Source organism: Streptomyces sp. MI02-7b, from assembly GCF_033793585.1.
Lineage (GTDB): Bacteria > Actinomycetota > Actinomycetes > Streptomycetales > Streptomycetaceae > Actinacidiphila.
The window spans coordinates 40886-60354 of the sequence record NZ_JARAWX010000004.1; the positions used below are offsets into that span (position 1 = coordinate 40886).

16 protein-coding genes and 1 pseudogene are annotated in these 19469 nt (G+C 72.5%); 8 read left to right on the forward strand and 9 right to left on the reverse strand.

Going from position 1 to position 19469, the window contains the following annotated elements:
* The first annotated feature begins 128 nt into the window (after positions 1–128).
* Together PV364_RS07185 and PV364_RS07190 are read left to right on the forward strand one after the other, a co-directional pair.
* On the forward strand, positions 129–1634 hold the full coding sequence (locus PV364_RS07185; RefSeq protein WP_319658872.1) for an FG-GAP repeat protein: 1506 nt from the start codon (positions 129–131) through the stop codon (positions 1632–1634).
* Between the two features lie 105 nt (positions 1635–1739).
* Positions 1740–1898 carry a hypothetical protein gene (locus tag PV364_RS07190; RefSeq protein ID WP_319658873.1) on the forward strand — a complete coding sequence of 53 codons (159 nt, stop codon included), beginning with the start codon at positions 1740–1742 and terminating at the stop codon, positions 1896–1898.
* Between the two features lie 429 nt (positions 1899–2327).
* Here the strand turns inward: PV364_RS07190 and PV364_RS07195 are convergent, their stop codons facing one another.
* From PV364_RS07195 to PV364_RS07210, 4 genes are all read right to left on the reverse strand, one after another.
* The gene (locus tag PV364_RS07195) at positions 2328–3242 is read right to left on the reverse strand and encodes a LysR family transcriptional regulator (protein WP_319658874.1); all 915 of its coding nucleotides are present in this window, start codon (positions 3240–3242) and stop codon (positions 2328–2330) included.
* 4 nt (positions 3243–3246) lie between these two features.
* Positions 3247–4440 carry a glycine C-acetyltransferase gene (locus PV364_RS07200; protein WP_319658875.1) on the reverse strand — a complete coding sequence of 398 codons (1194 nt, stop codon included), beginning with the start codon at positions 4438–4440 and terminating at the stop codon, positions 3247–3249.
* Positions 4441–4550: 110 nt separating this feature from the next.
* A complete protein-coding gene (tdh, locus tag PV364_RS07205) occupies positions 4551–5579 on the reverse strand; it encodes an L-threonine 3-dehydrogenase (protein ID WP_319658876.1) in 1029 nt (342 codons plus the stop codon).
* 227 nt (positions 5580–5806) lie between these two features.
* Positions 5807–6289, reverse strand: coding sequence for a peroxiredoxin (locus PV364_RS07210; RefSeq protein ID WP_319658877.1), 483 nt, complete (start codon positions 6287–6289; stop codon positions 5807–5809).
* Between the two features lie 152 nt (positions 6290–6441).
* Between PV364_RS07210 and PV364_RS07215 the strand changes: the two genes are divergently transcribed.
* A complete protein-coding gene (locus PV364_RS07215) occupies positions 6442–7053 on the forward strand; it encodes a helix-turn-helix domain-containing protein (protein WP_319658878.1) in 612 nt (203 codons plus the stop codon).
* 46 nt (positions 7054–7099) lie between these two features.
* Here PV364_RS07215 and PV364_RS07220 read toward each other — a convergent pair whose 3' ends face one another.
* Both PV364_RS07220 and PV364_RS07225 read right to left on the reverse strand, forming a co-directional pair.
* Positions 7100–7915 (reverse strand): AIM24 family protein, encoded by an 816-nt coding sequence (locus PV364_RS07220; protein ID WP_319658879.1) that lies wholly within the window; start codon positions 7913–7915, stop codon positions 7100–7102.
* Between the two features lie 46 nt (positions 7916–7961).
* Positions 7962–9239 (reverse strand): ROK family transcriptional regulator, encoded by a 1278-nt coding sequence (locus PV364_RS07225; RefSeq protein ID WP_319658880.1) that lies wholly within the window; start codon positions 9237–9239, stop codon positions 7962–7964.
* A gap of 138 nt (positions 9240–9377) precedes the next feature.
* Here PV364_RS07225 and PV364_RS07230 point away from each other — a divergent pair, with 138 nt between their 5' ends.
* From PV364_RS07230 to PV364_RS07250, 5 genes are all read left to right on the forward strand, one after another.
* Positions 9378–10694, forward strand: coding sequence for a sugar ABC transporter substrate-binding protein (locus tag PV364_RS07230; RefSeq protein ID WP_319658881.1), 1317 nt, complete (start codon positions 9378–9380; stop codon positions 10692–10694).
* A 14-nt stretch (positions 10695–10708) separates the two neighbouring features.
* A complete protein-coding gene (locus PV364_RS07235) occupies positions 10709–11713 on the forward strand; it encodes a sugar ABC transporter permease (protein WP_319658882.1) in 1005 nt (334 codons plus the stop codon).
* Complete coding sequence (locus PV364_RS07240; protein WP_319658883.1) at positions 11706–12566, forward strand: carbohydrate ABC transporter permease; 861 nt, start codon at positions 11706–11708, stop codon at positions 12564–12566. The genes PV364_RS07235 and PV364_RS07240 overlap by 8 nt, the downstream gene beginning before the upstream one ends.
* Positions 12567–12603: 37 nt before the next feature.
* Entirely contained in the window at positions 12604–13962 is a 1359-nt protein-coding gene (locus PV364_RS07245) for a GH1 family beta-glucosidase (protein ID WP_319658884.1), read from the forward strand.
* A gap of 70 nt (positions 13963–14032) precedes the next feature.
* Positions 14033–15979: an RICIN domain-containing protein gene (locus PV364_RS07250; RefSeq protein WP_319658885.1), complete on the forward strand. Its 1947-nt coding sequence runs from the start codon at positions 14033–14035 to the stop codon at positions 15977–15979.
* 148 nt (positions 15980–16127) lie between these two features.
* On the opposite strand, the pseudogene PV364_RS41210 reads toward PV364_RS07250, so the two are convergent.
* The 3 genes and pseudogenes from PV364_RS41210 to allB all read right to left on the reverse strand — a co-directional run bounded on the left by PV364_RS41210 (position 16128) and on the right by allB (position 19302).
* A pseudogene (locus tag PV364_RS41210) lies at positions 16128–16720 on the reverse strand (Imm21 family immunity protein).
* A 114-nt stretch (positions 16721–16834) separates the two neighbouring features.
* On the reverse strand, positions 16835–17944 hold the full coding sequence (alc, locus tag PV364_RS07265) for an allantoicase (RefSeq protein ID WP_319658887.1): 1110 nt from the start codon (positions 17942–17944) through the stop codon (positions 16835–16837).
* The gene (gene allB, locus PV364_RS07270; protein ID WP_319658888.1) at positions 17941–19302 is read right to left on the reverse strand and encodes an allantoinase AllB; all 1362 of its coding nucleotides are present in this window, start codon (positions 19300–19302) and stop codon (positions 17941–17943) included. Before allB ends, alc begins: the two co-directional genes overlap by 4 nt.
* Positions 19303–19469 lie beyond the last annotated feature (167 nt).

Genomic DNA, 19469 nt, shown 5'->3' on the forward strand with positions numbered 1-19469 from the left:
GGGCGAACACCGCGTGTCTTCTGGGTGACAGAACACCGGGCGTTTCCGGCAGGACACCACCGACCGCGGGCGATCGACGCGGACGCGAGAAACGCCGGGGCAATCCGGGAGACCAAGGAGGTTCTTCGGTGCGTCACATCAAGAGCGCGGCCCTCATGGCCGCAGGACTCCTCGCCCTCGGCGGCGGCGCCCTGTTCACGGCACCCGCCGCACAGGCGGACGTGCCCTTCCCGTCGATCGGATGGCAGCAGCACAACTGCGACTTCGACGGCAACGGACACGACGACGTGCTGATCGGCGCGCCCGGCGCCACCGTGTCCGGGGCCAAGGGCGCCGGGTACGTCACCGTGCAGTACAGCGGGTCGGGTGGCCTCAGCACCACCAGGAGATCCGTCCTCAGCCAGAACACCTCGGGCGTCGCGGGCGCCGCCGAGGCCGGTGACGGCTTCGGACGGGCCGTGGCCACCGGCGACCTGGACAACGACGGCTACGACGACGCGATCGTCGGCATTCCCGGCGAGGACGTCGGCACGCTCACCGACGCAGGCGGCGCCGTCGTCTTCTGGGGGTCCTCGACCGGACTGCACGGCGGCGACAGCACCTGGCTGCAGGACCCCGCACAGCCGCGGGCCGGCGCGAACTTCGCGCGGGCCGTCGAAGCCGCCCGGTACTTCGCCCCGGATCCCTCGGTCCCCGACGCCGACCCGCGGGACAGCATCGCCGTCCTGGAGAACGACTCCCTGCTGTTCTTCACCGTCGAGCCGGGGACGGCCGCCGCGCCGCGCCTGCAGCGGGCGGGGAGGGGGGTCCGTGCCCTCGACCGGACGGCGCAGGACACCGGCGTCGCCCTGCGAAGCCTCAGCCACGGCAACTACAACGAGGACTCGTGGGCGGACCTGGCGATCTCCGGGGTGACCACCGGCGACCAGCCCGGAATCGGCGTCACGCAGGTGCTGCACGGCGCGCCCGCTGTCGAGAATCTCGGCGACGGAGGGACCTTCCGGGGCGGGCCCGCGGTCGTCTCCAGCGACTTCAACCACGACGGTCAGGACGACCTGGCCATCGGCGACACCGGCGCGGGCTCGGCGCTCGGCGGCTCCGTCTCCGTCTACCTGGGCAGGGGGGACTTGTCGGGCCTCGACCCCGTCCCGGCGCAGACGTGGACCCAGGACTCGGCCGGTGTCCCCGGCGTCGCCGAGGCCGGCGACCGCTGGGGCGCCGAGTTGTCCTCCGGCGACACCAACGGTGACGGCCGCCCCGACCTCGCCATCGGTGCCCCCGGTGAGGACATCGGTTCCGTCGCCGACGCCGGCGCGGTCTGGACCCTGCGCGGCGCACCGGGCGGACTCACCGCCACGGGAGCGCGCAGCTTCGACCAGAACAGCGCCGGTATCCCGGGCACGGCGGAGACCTCCGACCGCTGGGGCGCCCAGATCCGGCTGATCGACGCCGACAAGGACGGCCGCTTCGGCCTCTTGGCGGCGGCCCCGGGCGAGAACACGAACGACGGTTTCGTCTGGGTCCTCCCCGCGTCGGCGTCCGGGCTGGTCGCCAAGGGCTCGTGGACGTACGACGGTGCGGCCCTCGGCGCGTCGTCGGCCAACGCGCAGTTCGGCACGGCGGTCGACGAGTAGCCCGAGGCCGGAGGCAGGGTGTGACGCGGCTCGCGGGAGGACCGGGTGCCGCGTCCGCCGGCCGCGCCACGTGCGGGATGCTCACGTCGTGGACGGATCGTCCCGATGTCCGGCCCGACGGTCGCCGCGATGCCCGTCCGGGAATCCGGTGAACGTCTCGTGGACGTCCGCCGCGGCGGTTCGCCGCATGTCGGCACACGCAAGCAGGAGTCGGCGGACACCGGCACCCACCCCGCGGGACAGCGGCCCGGAGCGGCCGCTTGAAGCTCGGGCAGGTGTTTCCGCGGGGCTTGCGCCTGCTGTTCGTCGAGGACCACCTACCGCCCTCGCTCCGGACGGGTACGTCGCGGCCCAGGTCTTCCGGCGGTGCGACGGGCCCGTCCATGCGGCGGCGAGCCGCTGTGTGCTCAGTGCCGGCGCGGCTGTCGAGCTCGCCTTGGCCGACGCCGGCGGACACGAACCGGACCTGGGTACGGAAGCGGGGGCGCCTGCGGCTCCCGGGCCCTCGGCGTCGGCGAAGAGGCCGGTGCCGACCGTAGACTGCCGGTGGCCGTGCTCACGGCCACGGGGCAGGTCAACCACCCGAAGGATCAGGGGCACCGGTCCTGTGCGACCGCCACCGGGCTCCGGTCACCGGGCAGGGCGCGCTCCACGGTCCGCAGGGGATCACGCCGCGCCGCCGGCCGCCACCGGCTAGGCCGCGCCCTCCGCGGCGGCGCGCAGGGCGTCCAGGACGGGGCACAGCAGCGGGTGGTCCTCGGCGCCGCGACGGACGGCGGCGAAGACCCGGCGGGTGGCGACGACGTCGTGGACCGGACGGACGGCGACCCCGGACAGGTCCATGTCGCGCAGCGCCGTGCGCGGGACGAGGGCGACGCCCGCACCCGCCGCGGCGAGGGCGACGACGGCGCGGAAGTCGTCGGAGGAGTGCTCCAGGCGCGGCTGGAAGCCGGCGTACTCGCAGGCGAGGACGACCACGTCGTGGCAGGGGTTGCCTGGGTAGGGCCCGATCCATGTCTCGTCGGCGAGATCGGCGACGCGGACGGTCGCGGTCGCGGCGTCCGCGAGCGGGTGGCCGGCCGGCACCACCGCGTCGAAGGGCTCGGCGTACAGCGGGACGCGCGCGAGCCGCTGGTCGTCGGCGCTCGGGGCGCCGCGGTACTCGACCGCGACGGCTATCTCGGCGCGGCCGTCGAGCACCATCGGCAGCGACTCGTCGCCCTCGGCGTCGCGGACCCGTACCCGGATGCCCGGCGCCGTGCCGCGGAGCGCCGTGATCGCGGGGGCGAGCACGAGCGCGATGCCGGTGGCGAAGGAGGCGACGGTGACCTCTCCGGCCGCGCCGGAGGTGTACGCGGCCAGCTCGGCCTCGGCCCGCTCCAGCTGGGCCAGGACGGCGTTGGCGTGCGTGAGCAGGATCTCACCGACGGGGGTGAGCCGGACGCCCCGGCCGCCGCGTTCCAGCAGCCGGTGACCGGTCTCGTTCTCCAGCGCGGCGAGCTGCTGGGAGACCGCGGACGGCGTCAGGTACAGCGCGGCGGCCGCGGCGGTCACCGTCCGGTGGTCCGCCACGGCCCGCAGGGTCCGCAGCCGTCGTGCGTCAATCACCCATTCATCCTGCCAGGGCCTCGCGCGAGGCGATGAACGCGGCCACCGCCTTCTCGACGTCCGCGGTGGAGTGCGCGGCCGACAGCTGCACGCGGATGCGGGCCTTGCCGTGCGGCACGACGGGGTACGAGAAGCCGATCACGTAGACGCCGCGCTCCAGCAGCAGGTCGGCCATCCGGCCCGCCTCCGCGGCGTCGCCGATCATGACCGGCGCGATGGGGTGGTCGCCGGGCAGGATCTCGAAACCGGCCTCGGTCATGCGGGTGCGGAACAGCGCGGTGTTCTCCGCGAGGCGGGCGCGCAGCTCCTCGGAGTCCTCGATCAGGTCCAGGACCTTCAGCGAGGCGGCGGCGATCACCGGAGCGAGCGAGTTGGAGAACAGGTACGGGCGCGAGCGCTGGCGCAGCAGCGCGACGATCTCCGCGCGGGCGGCGACGTAGCCGCCGGAGGCACCGCCGAGCGCCTTGCCGAGGGTGCCGGTGAGGATGTCGACCCGGTCCATCACGCCGTGCAGCTCGTGGGTGCCGCGGCCGCCGGGGCCGGTGAAGCCGACGGCGTGCGAGTCGTCGACCATGACCATGGCGTCGTAGCGGTCGGCGAGGTCGCAGATCTCGCGCAGCGGGGCCACGTAGCCGTCCATCGAGAAGACGCCGTCGGTGACGATCAGGCGGCGGCGGGCGTCGCCGGCCTCCTTCAGACGGGCCTCCAGCTCGGCCATGTCGCGGTTGGCGTAGCGCAGGCGGCGGGCCTTGGACAGCCGGATGCCGTCGATGATGCTGGCGTGGTTCAGGGCGTCGGAGATGACCGCGTCGCGCTCGTCGAGCAGGGTCTCGAAGACGCCGCCGTTGGCGTCGAAGCAGGAGCTGTACAGGATCGTGTCCTCGGTGCCGAGGAAGGCCGACAGCCGCGCCTCCAGCTCCTTGTGGACCTCCTGCGTGCCGCAGATGAAGCGCACGGACGCCATGCCGTAGCCCCAGCGGTCCAGCGCCTCCTTGGCGGCGGCGGTGACCTCGGGGTGGTCGGCCAGGCCCAGGTAGTTGTTGGCGCAGAAGTTGAGCACGTCACCGGGGCGGCCGCCGGACGTGACGCCGACCGTCGCGCTCTGCGGTGTGCCGATCACGCGCTCGGGCTTGAACAGGCCCGCCTCGCGGATCTCGTCGAGGGTGCCGCGCAGGTCGTCGCGGACGGAGTCGAACATGGGGGTCTCCCGTGGGGTTTCCGGGCCGATCGGAGTGTTGGGGCGGGGCGGCACAGCCGGTCGCCGCGGAGGTTCGAGATCCTCCGCGGCGCGCACCGAGCCACAAGGAATCAAGCAGTCCAGTCGAGGACGATCTTGCCGCAGCGGCCGCCGGCGGCCTCGTCGAAGGCGGCGTCGAAGTCGCGGTGGGAGTACCGGCCGGTGACCACGGGCGCGAGGTCGAGGCCGCCCTCCAGCAGGACGGACATCGCGTACCAGGTCTCGAACATCTCGCGGCCGTAGATGCCCTTGATGGTGATCATCGAGGTCACGATCTTGGCGAAGTCGACCGCGAACTCCTGCGACGGCAGGCCCAGCATCGCGATGCGCCCGCCGTGCGTCATGTTGTCGATCATGTCGCGCATGGCCTCGGGACGGCCGGACATCTCCAGCCCGATGTCGAAGCCCTCGCGCAGGCCGAGTTCGCGCTGTCCCTCGGCGATGGTGGACTCCGCGACGTTCAGGGCGAGGCTGACGCCGATCTTGCGGGCGAGGTCGAGGCGGTATTCGCTGACGTCGGTGATGACGACGTGGCGCGCGCCGGCGTGCTTGGCCACGGCGGCGGCCATGATGCCGATCGGGCCGGCGCCGGTGATCAGTACGTCCTCGCCGACCAGCGGGAAGGACAGCGCGGTGTGGACGGCGTTGCCGAAGGGGTCGAAGATCGCGGCGATGTCGAGGTCCACGGGGACGCGGTGCACCCAGACGTTGGACGCGGGCAGCGCCACGTACTCGGCGAAGGCGCCGTTGCGGCCGACGCCGAGGCCGATGGTGTTGCGGCACAGGTGGCGGCGGCCCGCGAGGCAGTTGCGGCACTTGCCGCACACCAGGTGACCCTCTCCGCTGACGAGGTCGCCGGTCGTGATGTCGGCGACGTCGGAGCCGACGGCCGCGACCTCGCCGACGAACTCGTGGCCGAGGACCAGCGGGGTGCTCACGGCCTGCTGGGCCCAGCCGTCCCAGGAACGGATGTGCAGGTCGGTGCCGCAGATGCCGGTCCGCAGCACCTTGATGAGGACGTCACCGGGGCCCATCTCGGGCTCGGGGACGTCCCGCAGCCACAGGCCGGGCTCGGCCTTCTCCTTCACCAGTGCCTTCACTCTTGCGACTCCTGCCGGCAGACGATGTGGCCCGGTCCGCACGGGGGAACGCGGACCGGGCACGGAAGGGACCCGGGGCGGAGCGGCGGTGCCCGTCGGCGCCTGCTCGCGCGGTGCGCCGGGCACACAGCAATCTGCCCGGCTTCGGGCGTTCAGTCCATCGATCTTTTCTTAAGCTCGGCAACAGCGCAGCTTCACGCTCGCCCGTCAGGGGGGCGCGGGGCGGCTCAGCGGGGGGCGAGCGCCGCCAGTTGAGCGACGATGGCGTCGGTGTCCTGGAAGGTCAGCCCGATGCGGGCGACGTGCTTCCAGCGCACGATCCCCTCCGCGTCGACGATGAAGACCGAGCGCTTGAGGCCGAGTCCGGGCATCGAGATGCCGTAGGCCTTGACCACCGAACGGTCGGTGTCGGCGAGCAGCGGGAAGCGCAGGTCGCGCTTGCGGGCGAAGTGCTCGTGGCTGTCGAGGTCGCTGAGGTTGATCCCCCACACCGTGGCGCCGAGGTCGCGGAAGCGGTCCAGGTCGGAGGTGTAGGAACACAGCTGCTTGGTGCAGACGGCCGAGTCGTCGCCGGGGTAGAAGGCGAGCACGACCGGGGCCCCGCGCTGTGCGGACAGGGAGTACTCGCCGCGCTCGGCGCCGGCGTCGGTGAGCAGCACCCCGGAGAGGGTGAAGTCGGGGGCGGGGGCGCCGATCTCGGGCACGGCCATGGGTGGGGGTCCTCTCGTACGGCGGGGCGGGCACGGTGCGCGGCCGGGGCGGCGGCGCCCGGACGGCTCCGGGTGACACGGAAGTACAGGCAGAGACAGAACGTTCGTTCTTGCCGGGACACTACGCGCGCCCGTCCGCTACCGTCAAGGACATGAGCGCCCCGCCCGTCGCCCCACTCGCCCCCTCCGAGGCCACCGTGCCCGCCGACGCCCCGCCCCGCGAGCGCATCCTGGCCACCGCGTCCCGGCTGTTCTACGCCGAGGGCATTCACGCGGTGGGCATGGACCGGATCGTCACCGAGGCGGCGACCACCAGGGCCACGCTCTACCGGCACTTCACCGGCAAGGAACAGCTCGTCCTGAGCTACATCCAGACCACGGACCGGCAGATCCGCGCCTACACCGAGGGCGCCCTGCACGGACTCGGCGCACGGGAGGCGCTGCTCGGCGTGGCCGGCGCGCTGGGCGACCAGCTGTGCGCGCCGGGGTTTCGCGGCTGCCCCTTCCTCAACGCCGCCGCCGAGTACCCGGACCCCGCCGACCCCGTCACGCGCGCCATCGTCGCCCACCGCACCTGGCTGCGCGAACTGGTCGAGCGCCTGCTGGCCGAGGCGGGCGCGCCGGAGCCGGCCGAGGACGCCGCGACGCTCATGATGCTGCGGGACGGCGCGGCGATGACGGCCGCGCTGAGCGACCCGCAGACCGTGCGGGCCGCCCTGGACCGGGCCCTGCGCAAGGTCCTGGAGGCCGCCGGGGTGGTGTGAGCGGCACCCCGCACCGGCAGCAGGCACGGCAGTGCCGGCGGGCGATTCAGCCCGCGTGGGTGGAGAACAGACCGCCCGTCGGGCCCTGCTTGTCGCCGCCCTGGGCCTTCTTCAGGGCGTTGGCCAGGCCCTCGATGGTCATGGACTGCAGGATGACGCGGCCGTTGCCCTCCAGCGTGGCCAGGGACAGGCCCTCGCCACCGAGGACGGCGTTCATGATCCCCTGGCGGTTGAGGCCGCCGATGCGCTGCACGCCGTAGCGGATGCCCTCCTCGAAGGCGACGATGCAGCCGGTGTCGACCTCGATGCGGCCGCCGAAGTCGGCGGGGTTGAGGTCGATGAAGTTGCCCGCGCCCGCGATGATCACCGTGCCGCGGCCGGTGAACTTCTCCAGGATGAAGCCCTCGCCGCCGCTCATTCCGCTGCGGCCGCCCTGGAAGGCGATGCCGAAGTCGACGGTGGACTCGGCCGCCACGAAGGCGTCCTTCTCGGCGAACCAGGCGCGCGAGCCGTCCAGCTCCAGGGCCCGCATCTCGCCGGGCAGGACCCCGGCGAAGCCGACGGTGCCCTCGCCGCCGCTCGCGCTGAAGTACTGGAAGGCGATGCTCTCGCCGGCGAGTACGCGCTGACCGACCTGCATCGCGGTGCCCATGGCCTGGCGGAGCATGCCGCCCATGCCGCCCCCGCCGCCCTGGGCCTGCTGCTGTCCGCCGCCTCCGGGCCCGGCGAGCCGCGTGTCCATGCTCACGTTCGCGGTCTTGAAGAGGAACTTGCCGGCCTCGCAGTAGACGGTCTGGCCGGGCTGGAGGGTGCACACGGCCATCTGCATGGCGTTGCCGACGATCTGCTGCTTGAGGGTCACCGCGGTCTCCGGGTCTTTCTGGGGGTGTGCTGCTCAGTGTGCTGCTTCAGGCGGACGTCCCTGACAACGACCGACCCGGACGATTCGGTTCCGCCTGCTCCTCGGACCGCGCCGCGGGGGCGGGCAGCCGGCCACCGGCGTCCAGGAAGCGGGCGAGCGGCAGGGTGGCGGCGCCGACCGTGACCGCGTCGGGGCCGAGCAGTCCGAGCTCGATCGAGGTCTGGGCGCACGGGTGGTGCAGCGCGTACGCGGCCGTGGCCTCCCGGACGGCGGGCAGCAGCCGGGGACCGATCATGAGACCGGTCCAGCCGGCGAGCACGATCCGCTCGGGGTTGAAGAGGTTGACCAGGTCGGCGATGCCCGCGCCGAGGTACTCCGCGGTCTCGTCGAGCAGTTCCACGGCCGTGCGGTCGCCGGACTCGGCCGCGGCGACGAGCGCGGCGATCGCCGCCTCCTCGCTGACCCCGGCCGGGGCGGCCGCGCCCCAGCGGTCGATGAGCGCCTCGGCGCCGACGTAGGCCTCCAGGCAGCCGCGGGCCCCGCAGCGGCACAGCCGCCCGCCGACCTGGAGGGTGGTGTGGCCCCACTCGCCGGCGCTGCTGCTCGCGCCGCGGTACGGCTTGCCGTCGGCAACGACGCAGGCGCCGACCCCGGAACCGAGCAGGGCGATCACCGCGTTGCGCGCGCCGCGGCCGGCCCCGAACCACAGCTCGGCCTGGCCGAGGGTCTTGGCGCCGTTGTCGATGTGGAGGGGCAGGTCGGTGCCCTCGGCCAGCAGCGCGCCGAGCGGGACGGCGTCCCAGCCGATGGTCTGCCCGTGCACGACGGCGCCGGCTCCGCCCGCGTTCTGCTCGACGATGCCGGGCACACCGACCCCGACGCCGAGGACGTGCGCGGGGTCGACGCGGGAGTCCTCCAGGACCGCCGAGAGCCCCTCGAGCATCAACTGCACGACCAGGGCCACATCGTGGCCGCTGTCGGCCAGCGGCCGTTCGGTGGAGGACAGTTCGGTCAGCGCGAGGTCGAACAGGGTGACCCGCACCCCGGTCTCCCCGACGTCGACCCCGATGACGAAGCCGTGCCGGGGTGCCACCTTCAGCATCACCCGGGGGCGGCCGCCGTCGGACTCGACCGAGCCGGCCTCCTCCACGACGCCGTCCCCGATGAGCTCCGCGACCACGTTGCTGATCGACCCCGTGCTGAGACCGGTGTCCCTGGCCAACTCTTGACGGCTGAGGGGGCCTTCGAAGTAGAGATGGCGCAGGATCGCCGAACGGTTGCCCCGCCGCAGGTCACGGACGGTGCGCTTGCTTCGGTCTGCCATGGTGACTCCCTCCCCGGTGAATCTATCGCTGCGCCAAGTCTTGACGCCAGGTTTTCTCAGACGTTAAATCACGCCTTGAATTAAGGCGTGACGCTCTTCACATCCCGAAGCCATCACCCCCTGAGAGGGTCCCCGGTCATGCACATCACCCGTACGACGGCCGCCGCCGCAGTCGCGGCCGCGCTCATCGCATCCGCCACCGCCTGCGGCGGCGGCTCCTCGACCGACGGCAGCGGCGACGGCGGCTCCAAGACGCTCACCTACTGGGCCAGCAACCAGGGCAGCAGCCTGGAGAACGACAAGGAAGTCCTGGAGCCCGAGCTCAAGAAGTTCGAGAAGCAGACCGGCATCAAGGTCAAGCTCGAGGTCGTCCCCTGGTCCGACCTCCTCAACCGGATCCTCGCCGCCGCCACCTCCGGGCAGGGCCCCGACGTGCTCAACATAGGCAACACCTGGTCCGCGTCGCTGCAGGCCACCGGCGCGCTGCGGCCCTTCGACGCCAAGGCGTTCGACGCCATCGGCGGCAAGGACCGCTTCGTCGGCGCGGCGCTCGGCGCGACCGGCGCCGAGGGCAAGGACCCCGCCGCCGTCCCGCTGTACTCGCTCGCGTACGGGCTGTACTACAACAAGAAGATGTTCGCCGACGCGGGTATCGCCGCGCCGCCGGCCACCTGGGACGAGCTCGTCGCGGACGGCAAGAAGCTGACCAAGGGCGGCAAGTACGGCCTCGCGGTCGAGGGCGGCAACCTCTCGGAGAACGTCCACCACGCCTTCGTCTTCGGCAAGCAGCACGGCGCCGACTTCTTCGACGCCTCCGGCAAGCCGACCTTCACCACCCCCGAGGCGGTCGCGGCGGTCAAGCAGTACATCGACTTCATCGCCAAGGACAAGATCGCGGCCCCCGGCAACGCCGAGTACGCCGCCAACCAGTCGGTCGCCGACTTCGCCACCGGCAAGGCGGCCATGCTGCTGTGGCAGGCCGCGGGCTCCTCGCTGAAGTCCCACGGGATGAAGCCCGAGGACTACGGCGTGGCCCAGGTGCCGTTCCAGACCAAGGGCGCCACCGGTGACACCGCCGTCAACTCGATGGTCGCCGGCATCAACCTGGCCGTCTTCAAGAAGACCAAGAACGTCGACGGCGCCCTGAAGTTCGTGAAGTTCATGACCAGCGACGACGAGCAGAAGATCCTCAACGGGACCTACGGCTCGCTGCCGCCGGTCAAGGCCGCCCAGTCCGACCCCGCCTTCTCCACCCCGGACCTGAAGGTGCTCGCCGACGCCCTCGCCAACAGCGCGGCGCCGCTCCCGCAGGTCGCGAACGAGAGCCAGTTCGAGACCACCGTCGGCACCGCGATGAAGGACCTCTTCGCCGAGGCCGCAGCCGGGCACCCGGTCACCGACGACACCGTCAAGGCCGCCCTCGAGAAGGCCCAGCAGCAGATGCCGGCCTCGTGAGCGTGAAGCAACCCATGACCACCACCGTGCCGCCCGTACGGCACAGCTCGAAGTCTCCTTCCTCCGGCGGCCGGCGGGCCGCCGGGGGAAGGCCCCGCAGGCGCCTGCTCTCCGCGCGGGTGCGTCGCGGCTCACTGCCGTACGTGCTGCTGCTGCCCGCGCTCGCGCTGGAGCTGCTGATCCACCTGGTGCCGATGGTCGTCGGCGTCGTGATGAGCTTCAAGGAGCTCACGCAGTTCTACATCGGCGACTGGTCGGCGGCGCCCTGGAAGGGCCTGGACAACTACCGCGTGGCGGTGGACTTCAACGCGCCCGTCGGCAAGGACCTGCTCAACTCCTTCGTCGTCACGTGCGAGTTCACCCTGCTGGCGGTGGCCCTGTCCTGGCTGCTCGGCACCGCCGCGGCGATCCTCATGCAGGACACGTTCCGGGGCCGGGGACTGCTGCGCGCGGTCTTCCTCGTCCCGTACGCACTGCCGGTCTACGCGGCGGTGATCACCTGGTCGTTCATGTTCCAGCGGGACACCGGCATGATCAACCACGTCCTGCACGACCAGCTGCATCTCACCGACGGCAAGCCCTTCTGGCTGATCGGCGACAACAGCTTCTGGGCGCTGGTGACCGTCTCCGTGTGGCGCCAGTGGCCGTTCGCCTTCCTGTGCCTGATGGCCGGACTGCAGAACATCCCGCGCGAGCTGTACGAGGCGGCGGCGATGGACGGCGCCGGCATCTGGCAGCAGATCCGCCGGATCACCCTGCCCTCGCTGCGGCCGGTGAACCTGGTGCTGGTGCTGGTGCTGTTCCTGTGGACGTTCAACGACTTCAACACGCCCTATGTGCTGTTCGGACGGGCCGCGCCGGACGCCGCGGACCTGATCTCGATCCACATCTACCAGTCGTCCTTCGTGACCTGGAACTTCGGCTCCGGCTCGGCGATGTCCGTGCTCCTGCTGCTCTTCCTGCTCGTCGTGACGGCGCTCTACCTGCTCGTCACCTCCCTGAGGAGGCAGGATGACTGACCACCGCAGCCCCATGGCCTCGCCGCGCTCCTTCGTGTGGACCCGGCGGATCGTGCTGACGCTGCTGGCGGCCTTCGCGCTGGCCCCCGTCTTCGTGATGGTGGTCTCGTCGCTGAAGCCGCTCCAGGACGTGCAGGGTCCGTTCCGCTGGTTCCCGAGCGGCTTCACACTGCGGCCCTACGCGGACATCTGGCACACGGTGCCGCTGGCCCGCTACTTCCTGAACTCGCTGATCGTGGCGGGCGGCGCGACCGTCGCCTCGGTCACGGTGGCGGTCTTCGCGGCGTACGCGGTCAGCCGCTACCGCTTCGCGGGCCGGAAATTCTTCACGGTGACGATCCTGTCCACCCAGATGTTCCCCGGCATCCTCTTCCTGCTGCCGCTGTTCCTGATCTTCGTCAACCTCGGGAACGCCACCGGCATCGCGCTGTACGGCAGCCGGGGCGGCCTGATCCTGACCTATCTCACCTTCTCGCTCCCGTTCTCCATCTGGATGCTGGCGGGCTACTTCGACTCGATCCCCCGTGACTTGGACGAGGCCGCCCTCGTCGACGGCAACGGCCCGCTCGGCGCGCTGTTCCGGGTCGTCGTCCCGGCCGCCGTGCCGGGCATCGTCGCGGTGTGCGTCTACGCCTTCATGACCGCGTGGGGCGAGGTCCTCTTCGCCTCGGTCATGACCAACGACGCCACCCGCACCCTCGCCGTCGGCCTGCAGGGCTACGCCACGCAGACCGACGTGTACTGGAACCAGGTGATGGCCGCCTCGCTCGTGGTGAGCGTGCCCGTGGTCGCCGGTTTCCTGCTGCTGCAGCGCTACCTCGTCGCCGGCCTGACGGCCGGCGCCGTCAAGTGAGCGCCGGCCCCCCGTTCCCCCCTCCGAAAGGCAGTCCGTGACCTCCGACCTCAGTGCGCTCCCCGCCGGCTTCGTGTGGGGCGCCGCGACGGCCTCGTACCAGATCGAAGGCGCCGTGGCCGAGGACGGCCGCGCGCCCTCCATCTGGGACACCTTCTCCCGCACCCCCGGCAAGGTCGCCGGCGGCGACACCGGCGACACCGCCTGCGACCACTACCACCGCTGGCCCGAGGACATCGGCCTGATGCGGCGCCTAGGCCTCGACGCGTACCGCTTCTCCATCGCGTGGCCGCGGGTGATGCCGCAGGGCGGCGGCCCGGTCAACCCGGAGGGCCTCGCCTTCTACGACCGGCTCGTCGACGGGCTGCTGGAAGCCGGGATCACCCCCTTCCCCACGCTCTACCACTGGGACCTCCCGCAGGCGCAGCAGGACCGCGGCGGCTGGCCGGAGCGCGACACCGCGCTGCGCTTCGCCGAGTACGCCTCCGTGGTGGCCGAGCGCCTCGGCGACCGCGTCACCCACTGGGCGACCCTCAACGAGCCGCTGTGCTCGGCCTGGATCGGCCACCTGCAGGGCGTGATGGCCCCGGGCCTCACCGATCTGACCGCCGCCGTGCGCGCCTCGTACCACCTGCACCTGGGTCACGGCCTGGCCGTGCAGGCGCTGCGTGCCGCCGTCCCGCAGGCCCAGATCGGCATCGTCAACAACCTCAGCCCCAGCGAGCCCGCCTCCGACCGGCCCGAGGACGTCGCCGCCGCGCTGCGCGCCGACGGCCACACCAACCGCTGGTGGCTGGACCCGATCCACGGCCGCGGCTACCCCGAGGACATGCTGAAGCTCTACGGGGTGGAACTGCCGGTCCACGACGGTGACATGGAGACCATCGCCGCCCCACTGGACTGGCTGGGCCTCAACTACTACTTCCGTGACATCGTTGCCGACGACCCCTCGGGGCCCGTCCCGCACACCCGTGCCCTGCGCATCCCGGACGTCCGCCGCACCGCGATGGACTGGGAAGTGCACGCCGAGGGCCTGGAGCGGCTGCTGATGCGGCTGACCGAGGAGTACGGCGCGCAGAAGATCTACGTCACGGAGAACGGTTCGGCCTACGAGGACCACGTCGGCCCCGACGGTCAGGTCCACGACCCCGAGCGCACGACCTACCTGGAGGAGCACCTGGCGGCCTGCGCCCGCGCGGTGCGCGCCGGCGCCCCGCTGGCCGGCTACTTCGCCTGGTCGCTGCTGGACAACTTCGAGTGGGCGTACGGCTACGCCAAGCGCTTCGGGCTCGTCCACGTCGACTACGAGACCCAGCAGCGCACCGTCAAGGGCAGCGGCCGCCGCTACGCCGACATCATCGCCGCCCACCGCCGCCGCGCCCGCAGCGCGGCCTGACCCCGGGCGCACCGGCGCCCGTCGATCTCCCTCGCACGCACCTCATGTCCTTCCCCACAAGGAGCACGCGATGCGACAACACCCCCACATCAGACGGATGATCGCCGTTCTGGCGGCGGTCGCCGCGGCCTTCGCCGCGTTGACCGCCGCCGGCCCGAGTGCGGCCGCCGCCACCGCCGTCCAGGTCACCATGACCACGACCTCGGACGGCAAGACGGTCGTCAAGGGCCTGCAGGCCCAGACCCCGACCGCCTTCGAGGCGGGTGACGGCAGCGGCGGGACGGTCATCACGGTCGATCCCGCCGCCCGTTACCAGCCCTTCGAGGGCGGCGGGGCGTCCTTCACCGACAGCGCCGCCTGGCTGATGAACTCCTCCGGCGCCCTGTCGGCGACCACCCGCGACGCCACCATGCGCAAGCTGTTCTCCCCCACCGACGGCATCGGGCTGGGCTTCCTGCGCAACCCCATGGGCGCCTCGGACATCGCGCGCAGCCACTACACGTACGACGACACCTGCTGCGACCTGGCCGACTTCTCGATCTCCCGGGACCTCGCCGACGTGCTGCCGCTGACCCAGCAGGCGCGTCAGCTCAACCCGGACCTGAAGATCATGGCGGTGCCGTGGTCGGCCCCTGCGTGGATGAAGGACAACGGCAAGCTGACCCAGATGGGCAAGCTGAAGCCGGAGTTCTACGACATGTACGCACAGTACTTCGTGAAGTACCTCCAGGCGTACGAGCAGCGCGGGGTCCACATCGACTACGTGTCCGTACAGAACGAGCCCCAGTGCTGCGGCGCCGACAGCTCGTACCCCACGATGGAGTGGACGGCGGCCACGCTGCTGGACTTCACCAAGAACCATCTCTTCCCCGCCTTCCGGTCGGCCGGGATCACCACCAAGGCGCTGATCCACGACTGGAACCACGGCGACTGGAACACCACCGGCGCGGGACAGCTCGCCGACGCCGCGCTGCGCGGTGACCCGTTGTTCGGCGGTGTCGCCTGGCACGGCTACGCGCCGACGCCGCCGAACTACGCGCTCGGCAGCACCGTCCAGAGCCAGTACCCGGGCGTGCCGCAGTACGAGACCGAGCACTCCGGCGGCACCTGGGTGGGCGACCAGCAGCTGGAGGACCTGCGCGACATCACCGGCTTCACGCGCAACTGGGCCCGCTCCTACGTGAAGTGGTCGCTGGCGCTGGACCAGGCGATGGGCCCGCACGCGGGCGGCTGCGGCACCTGCACCGGGCTGATCACGGTGCACAACGGTGACGCGCGCAGCGGCCAGGTCGACTACACCGTCGAGTACTACACGATGGGGCAGCTGACGAAGTTCGTCCGCGCGGGCGCCGTGCGGATCGGCAGCAACGCCACCGACCCGGTGTGGAACACCGCCTTCGTCAACAGCGACGGGCAGCGGGTGCTGGTCACCCACAACTCCTCGTCGTCCACCCAGCAGGTCACGGTCCGCGAGGCCGGGCAGCACTTCTCGTACAGCCTGCCGTCCCGCGCGACGACCACCTTCACCTGGTCCGGCGCGCCGACCGGCGGGACCGGGGACGGCATCAGCACCTCCGCCTGGTACCAGGTGACCGGCGCCGGGTCGGGCAAGTGCGTGGACGCCAAGGACCGCGGCACCGCCAACGGCACGGTCGTACAGCAGTGGAGCTGCGTCGCCGGGCAGACCAACCAGCAGTGGCAGTTCCGCGCGACCGACAGCGGCTACTACCGGGTGGTGAACCGCAACGCGGCCGCCACCGAGCAGGTCTGGGACGTCACCGGCGGCTCCACGGCGACGGGCGACTCCGTCCCCGTGCAGACCTGGCAGTGGTCCTCGGGCACCAACCAGCAGTGGAGACCGGTGCTCCAGCCGGACGGCTCCTACGTGTTCACCGCCCGGCACAGCGCCAAGTGCCTGGACGTCGCCGCCGCCTCCGCGGCCGACGGGGCCCGGCTGCAGCAGTACACCTGCAACGGCACCGCCGCCCAGTCCTTCCGGCTCGCGCCGGCGGGCTGACCCGACCCGCGCGGCGCCGGCGTACGAGGGAGACGCCGGCGCCGCGCGGCACCATGCCCTGAGCGGGCGGCCGAGCGGTACGCCACCCCGGCGCCCGCACCGGCCGCAGCGGGCGCCGGGCACGTCCCGGACGGCCGCACCAGGCCCTTCAGCGGACGGCGGGTACCAGCCGCACCAGGGTGAGGGAGGTGCGGCCGCCGATGTCCGCCTCGACGGCGTGAACCGTCCAACGTCCCGGAGGCAGCGGGACGGAGGCCCGTTCGGGCAGGCCGCCGCCGGCGTGTTCGACGCCGAGCAGGCTGCCCGCCTCCGCTGAGTCCATGAGCACCGCGGGCCCGTCGGTGTCCCATGTCCCGCACTGCTCCCCCGTGATGGCCGGATTCACGAGTGCCGCCTCGGCCGCCCCGGTCGACTCGGCCTCGGAGTCGGAGTCGGCAGCGAGCCGCCGCAGGAAGGCCCGGTGCGCGGGGAGGTGACGCGTGGTGGCGGGCTGGTCCCCAGGACCAGCGCCAGGGCGCCGTCCCGGCCGACGGGTATCACCCCCGCCAGGTCGTCCACGGCGCAGGCCCGATCGTAGTCGTCGGGGACGTCTCGGTCGCCCACGACCATCCCGGCTTCGGTGCAGCCGCCCCAGGCGGGCGGCGCGGAGACGGGCACGACGATCAGCGGACCGCCCATCGACGCGGCCCAGTCGGGCGCGCGGCGGGTTCCGGTGGCGGGGCCGGACGGGAACGCGTTCATGGCACAAGTGTGCCGCCGGGCACCGACAGCGCCGCTGTGAGCCGGTGACGTCGCCGGCGGCGCGGGGAGGAGGGCGGTCGGGGCAGGGCCGTACGCCGTGCGGGACGGGGCCCCTCAGGCCAGCGCCTCCCAGCGCCGCGTGAGGCGGGCCGCGCCCGCGTCCGTCAGCGAGCCCCACAGGCGCAGCCGCGCGACGCCGCCGTCGGGATAGGTCTCGATCCGCACGTGGGTCGCGGCGGGCGCGACCACCACGAACCGGTGGACGGTGTCGGGCTGCAACGGTGTGCGGGGCAGGATCGTGAACCACTCGCCGCTCCGGCCGTCGCGCCCCAGCAACGCCGCCCAGCCCGCGGCGTTGCCCTTGTAGTAGCCGGTGTCGATCTCGACGGCGCGGACCACGCCCTGTTCCGCGAGCCGGTAGCGGGCCCAGTCGTGGCCCTTGTCGCGGCGCCGGCGGGTCTCCCAGCCGTCGCCCATGCGACGGGACCTCCCGGGCAGGATCGGGTTGACCGGCGAGGAGTAGAAGCGGTCGGAGACGTCCTCGGCGGAGCCGCCGTTCTCGAGGGCGACGAGGTCGAAGGTGCCGAGCGCCGCCAGCCACGCGGGATCGGGGACGACCTCGCCGTGGACCCGCAACCGCGCGATGCCCCCGTCGGGGAACTGCCGCAGCCGCAGATGGGTGAAGCGGCGTTCCACGGTCACCTCGAAGCCGTTGGCGGCGTGGCCGCCGACGGCCGTGCGCGGCACCAGTTCGGTCCACTCCACCCCGCCCGCGAGCAGGTGCCCGGGAGCGGCGGACAACGGCGCGGAGGTGGCCTCGACCGCGACCTGCTGGGGGTGGTTGCCGCGGAAGTGGGCCGTGTCCACGACCAGGCCGCGGACGACGCCGGGGGCGGCGAGGCGGATCAGCGCCCAGTCGTGGTCGGCCTCGGCGGGGTGCGGGTCGTCGGGACCCGCGCCGCGCCGCCGCCGGGTCTCCCAGCCGTCCATGACCTGTCCCTTGTGACCGAAGTGCTCGGGCCGGAACTCGGGGCGCCCGGGGACGAGCAGGTTCTCGCGCTCGGCGAAGAACTCGTCGTTGGCGGCGATCACCCCGGCGCCCAGGCGCCGGTCGGCGAGGTCGGTGAGCGTCGTGAACGGCAGGTCGGCACCGCGGTAGTCGGCCCAGGGGTCGCCTCCGGGGTACGGCTGGGCGTCGCCGGTGTACCGGGGTGGGGCGGTCACGCGTCCTCCCTCTCGATGAGGCGGCCTGAGGGGTGTGCCGGGGTGCCCTGGTCGGCGATGCGCTCGCCGCGCAGCCAGGTGCCGCGGACGACCCCCTGGAGGGTGCGGCCGGCGTAGGCGGTGACCTGGTTGCGGTGGTGGAGTGCTGCGGGGTCCACGGTGAAGCTCTCGTCGGGCGCCAGGACGGCGAAGTCGGCGTCGTACCCGGGCGCGATCGCGCCCTTCGTGCGCAGGCCCGCCAGGCGCGCCGGGCCCTGCGCCATCCAGCGCACCACGTCGGTGAGCGAGGCGCCACGCCGGCGGGCCTCGGTCCAGATCGCGGGCAGTCCGAGCTGGAGGGAGGAGATGCCGCCCCAGGCGGCGCCGAAGTCGCCGGTGTCGAAGTGCTTGAGGTCGGCCGTGGAGGGCGAGTGGTCGGAGACGACGCAGTCGATCGTGCCGTCGAGCAGGCCCTGCCAGAGGGCGTCCCGGTTGGCGGCCTCACGGATCGGCGGGCAGCACTTGAACTGGGTGGCGCCGTCCGGCACCTCCTCGGCGGTCAGCGTCAGGTAGTGCGGGCAGCTCTCGGCCGACAGGCGTACGCCCTCGCGGCGCGCGGCGGCGATCAGGGGCAGCGCCTCGGCGGAGGACAGGTGCAGGACGTGCACCCGGCAGTCGAGGCGGCGGGCGAGGGCGATCAGGCCCTCGATCGCGGTGTTCTCCGCTGCGCGCGGGCGGGAGGCGAGGAAGTCGGCGTACTTCCGGCCGGAGGGCCGCGGGGCGCCGTCGATGAGCCCGGGGTCCTCGGCGTGCACGATCAGCAGCCCGTCGAAGCGGGCGATCTCGCGCATCGCCTCCTCCAGCTCCGCGGGACCGAGCTGCGGGAACTCCTCGACGCCGGAGTGCAGGAGGAAGCACTTGAAGCCGAAGACGCCGGCCTCGTGGAGCGGGCGCAGCTCCTTGGCGTTGCCGGGGACGGCTCCGCCCCAGAAGCCGACGTCGGTGTGGACCCTGCCGCGCGCGGTGTCCCGCTTGAGGTCCAGGTGCGCGGTCGTGGTGGTCGGCGGGATGCTGTTGAGCGGCATGTCGATCAGCGTGGTCACGCCCCCGGCGGCGGCCGCGCGGGTGGCGGTCGCGAAGCCCTCCCACTCGGTGCGGCCGGGGTCGTTGATGTGGACGTGGGTGTCGACCAGGCCGGGCAGCAGCGCGTCCTGCCCCAGGTCGACCAGGCGGGCTCCGGACGGCGGCGGGCTCCCGTACGGCAGGACGGCGGCGATCCGGCCGCCGACGACGGCGACGTCGGCGGCGCGTTCGCCCTCGGGCGCGACGACCCGCGTCGAGCGCAGCACCAGCCCGGTCGCGGCGGCGACCTCTGACACGCGTTCCCCTTCCACCGGCGGTGCCCGGAATTCAACGTTCTGTTGAAGCAAATCCTCCGCCGCGCCGTACGACCCGTCAAGACCCGGCCGGGCGCGCGGCACCGGCGGCCGACGGGGCGCGGGCCGGGAGCTTCCGGAGTAGGGTTTGGTGGATTCCGCCGAACGGA

What these genes read in the sequence shown, in the direction of transcription:
- PV364_RS07215 (WP_319658878.1), top strand. Translation starts at nt 6,442, where the DNA reads ATGAGCGCCCCGCCCGTCGCCCCACTCGCCCCCTCCGAGGCCACCGTG.
- PV364_RS07230 (WP_319658881.1), top strand. Translation starts at nt 9,378, where the DNA reads ATGCACATCACCCGTACGACGGCCGCCGCCGCAGTCGCGGCCGCGCTC.
- PV364_RS07240 (WP_319658883.1), top strand. Translation starts at nt 11,706, where the DNA reads ATGACTGACCACCGCAGCCCCATGGCCTCGCCGCGCTCCTTCGTGTGG.
- PV364_RS07235 (WP_319658882.1), top strand. Translation starts at nt 10,709, where the DNA reads ATGACCACCACCGTGCCGCCCGTACGGCACAGCTCGAAGTCTCCTTCC.
- PV364_RS07225 (WP_319658880.1), bottom strand. Translation starts at nt 9,239, where the DNA reads ATGGCAGACCGAAGCAAGCGCACCGTCCGTGACCTGCGGCGGGGCAAC.
- PV364_RS07190 (WP_319658873.1), top strand. Translation starts at nt 1,740, where the DNA reads ATGTCCGGCCCGACGGTCGCCGCGATGCCCGTCCGGGAATCCGGTGAA.
- PV364_RS07200 (WP_319658875.1), bottom strand. Translation starts at nt 4,440, where the DNA reads ATGTTCGACTCCGTCCGCGACGACCTGCGCGGCACCCTCGACGAGATC.
- PV364_RS07250 (WP_319658885.1), top strand. Translation starts at nt 14,033, where the DNA reads ATGCGACAACACCCCCACATCAGACGGATGATCGCCGTTCTGGCGGCG.
- PV364_RS07210 (WP_319658877.1), bottom strand. Translation starts at nt 6,289, where the DNA reads ATGGCCGTGCCCGAGATCGGCGCCCCCGCCCCCGACTTCACCCTCTCC.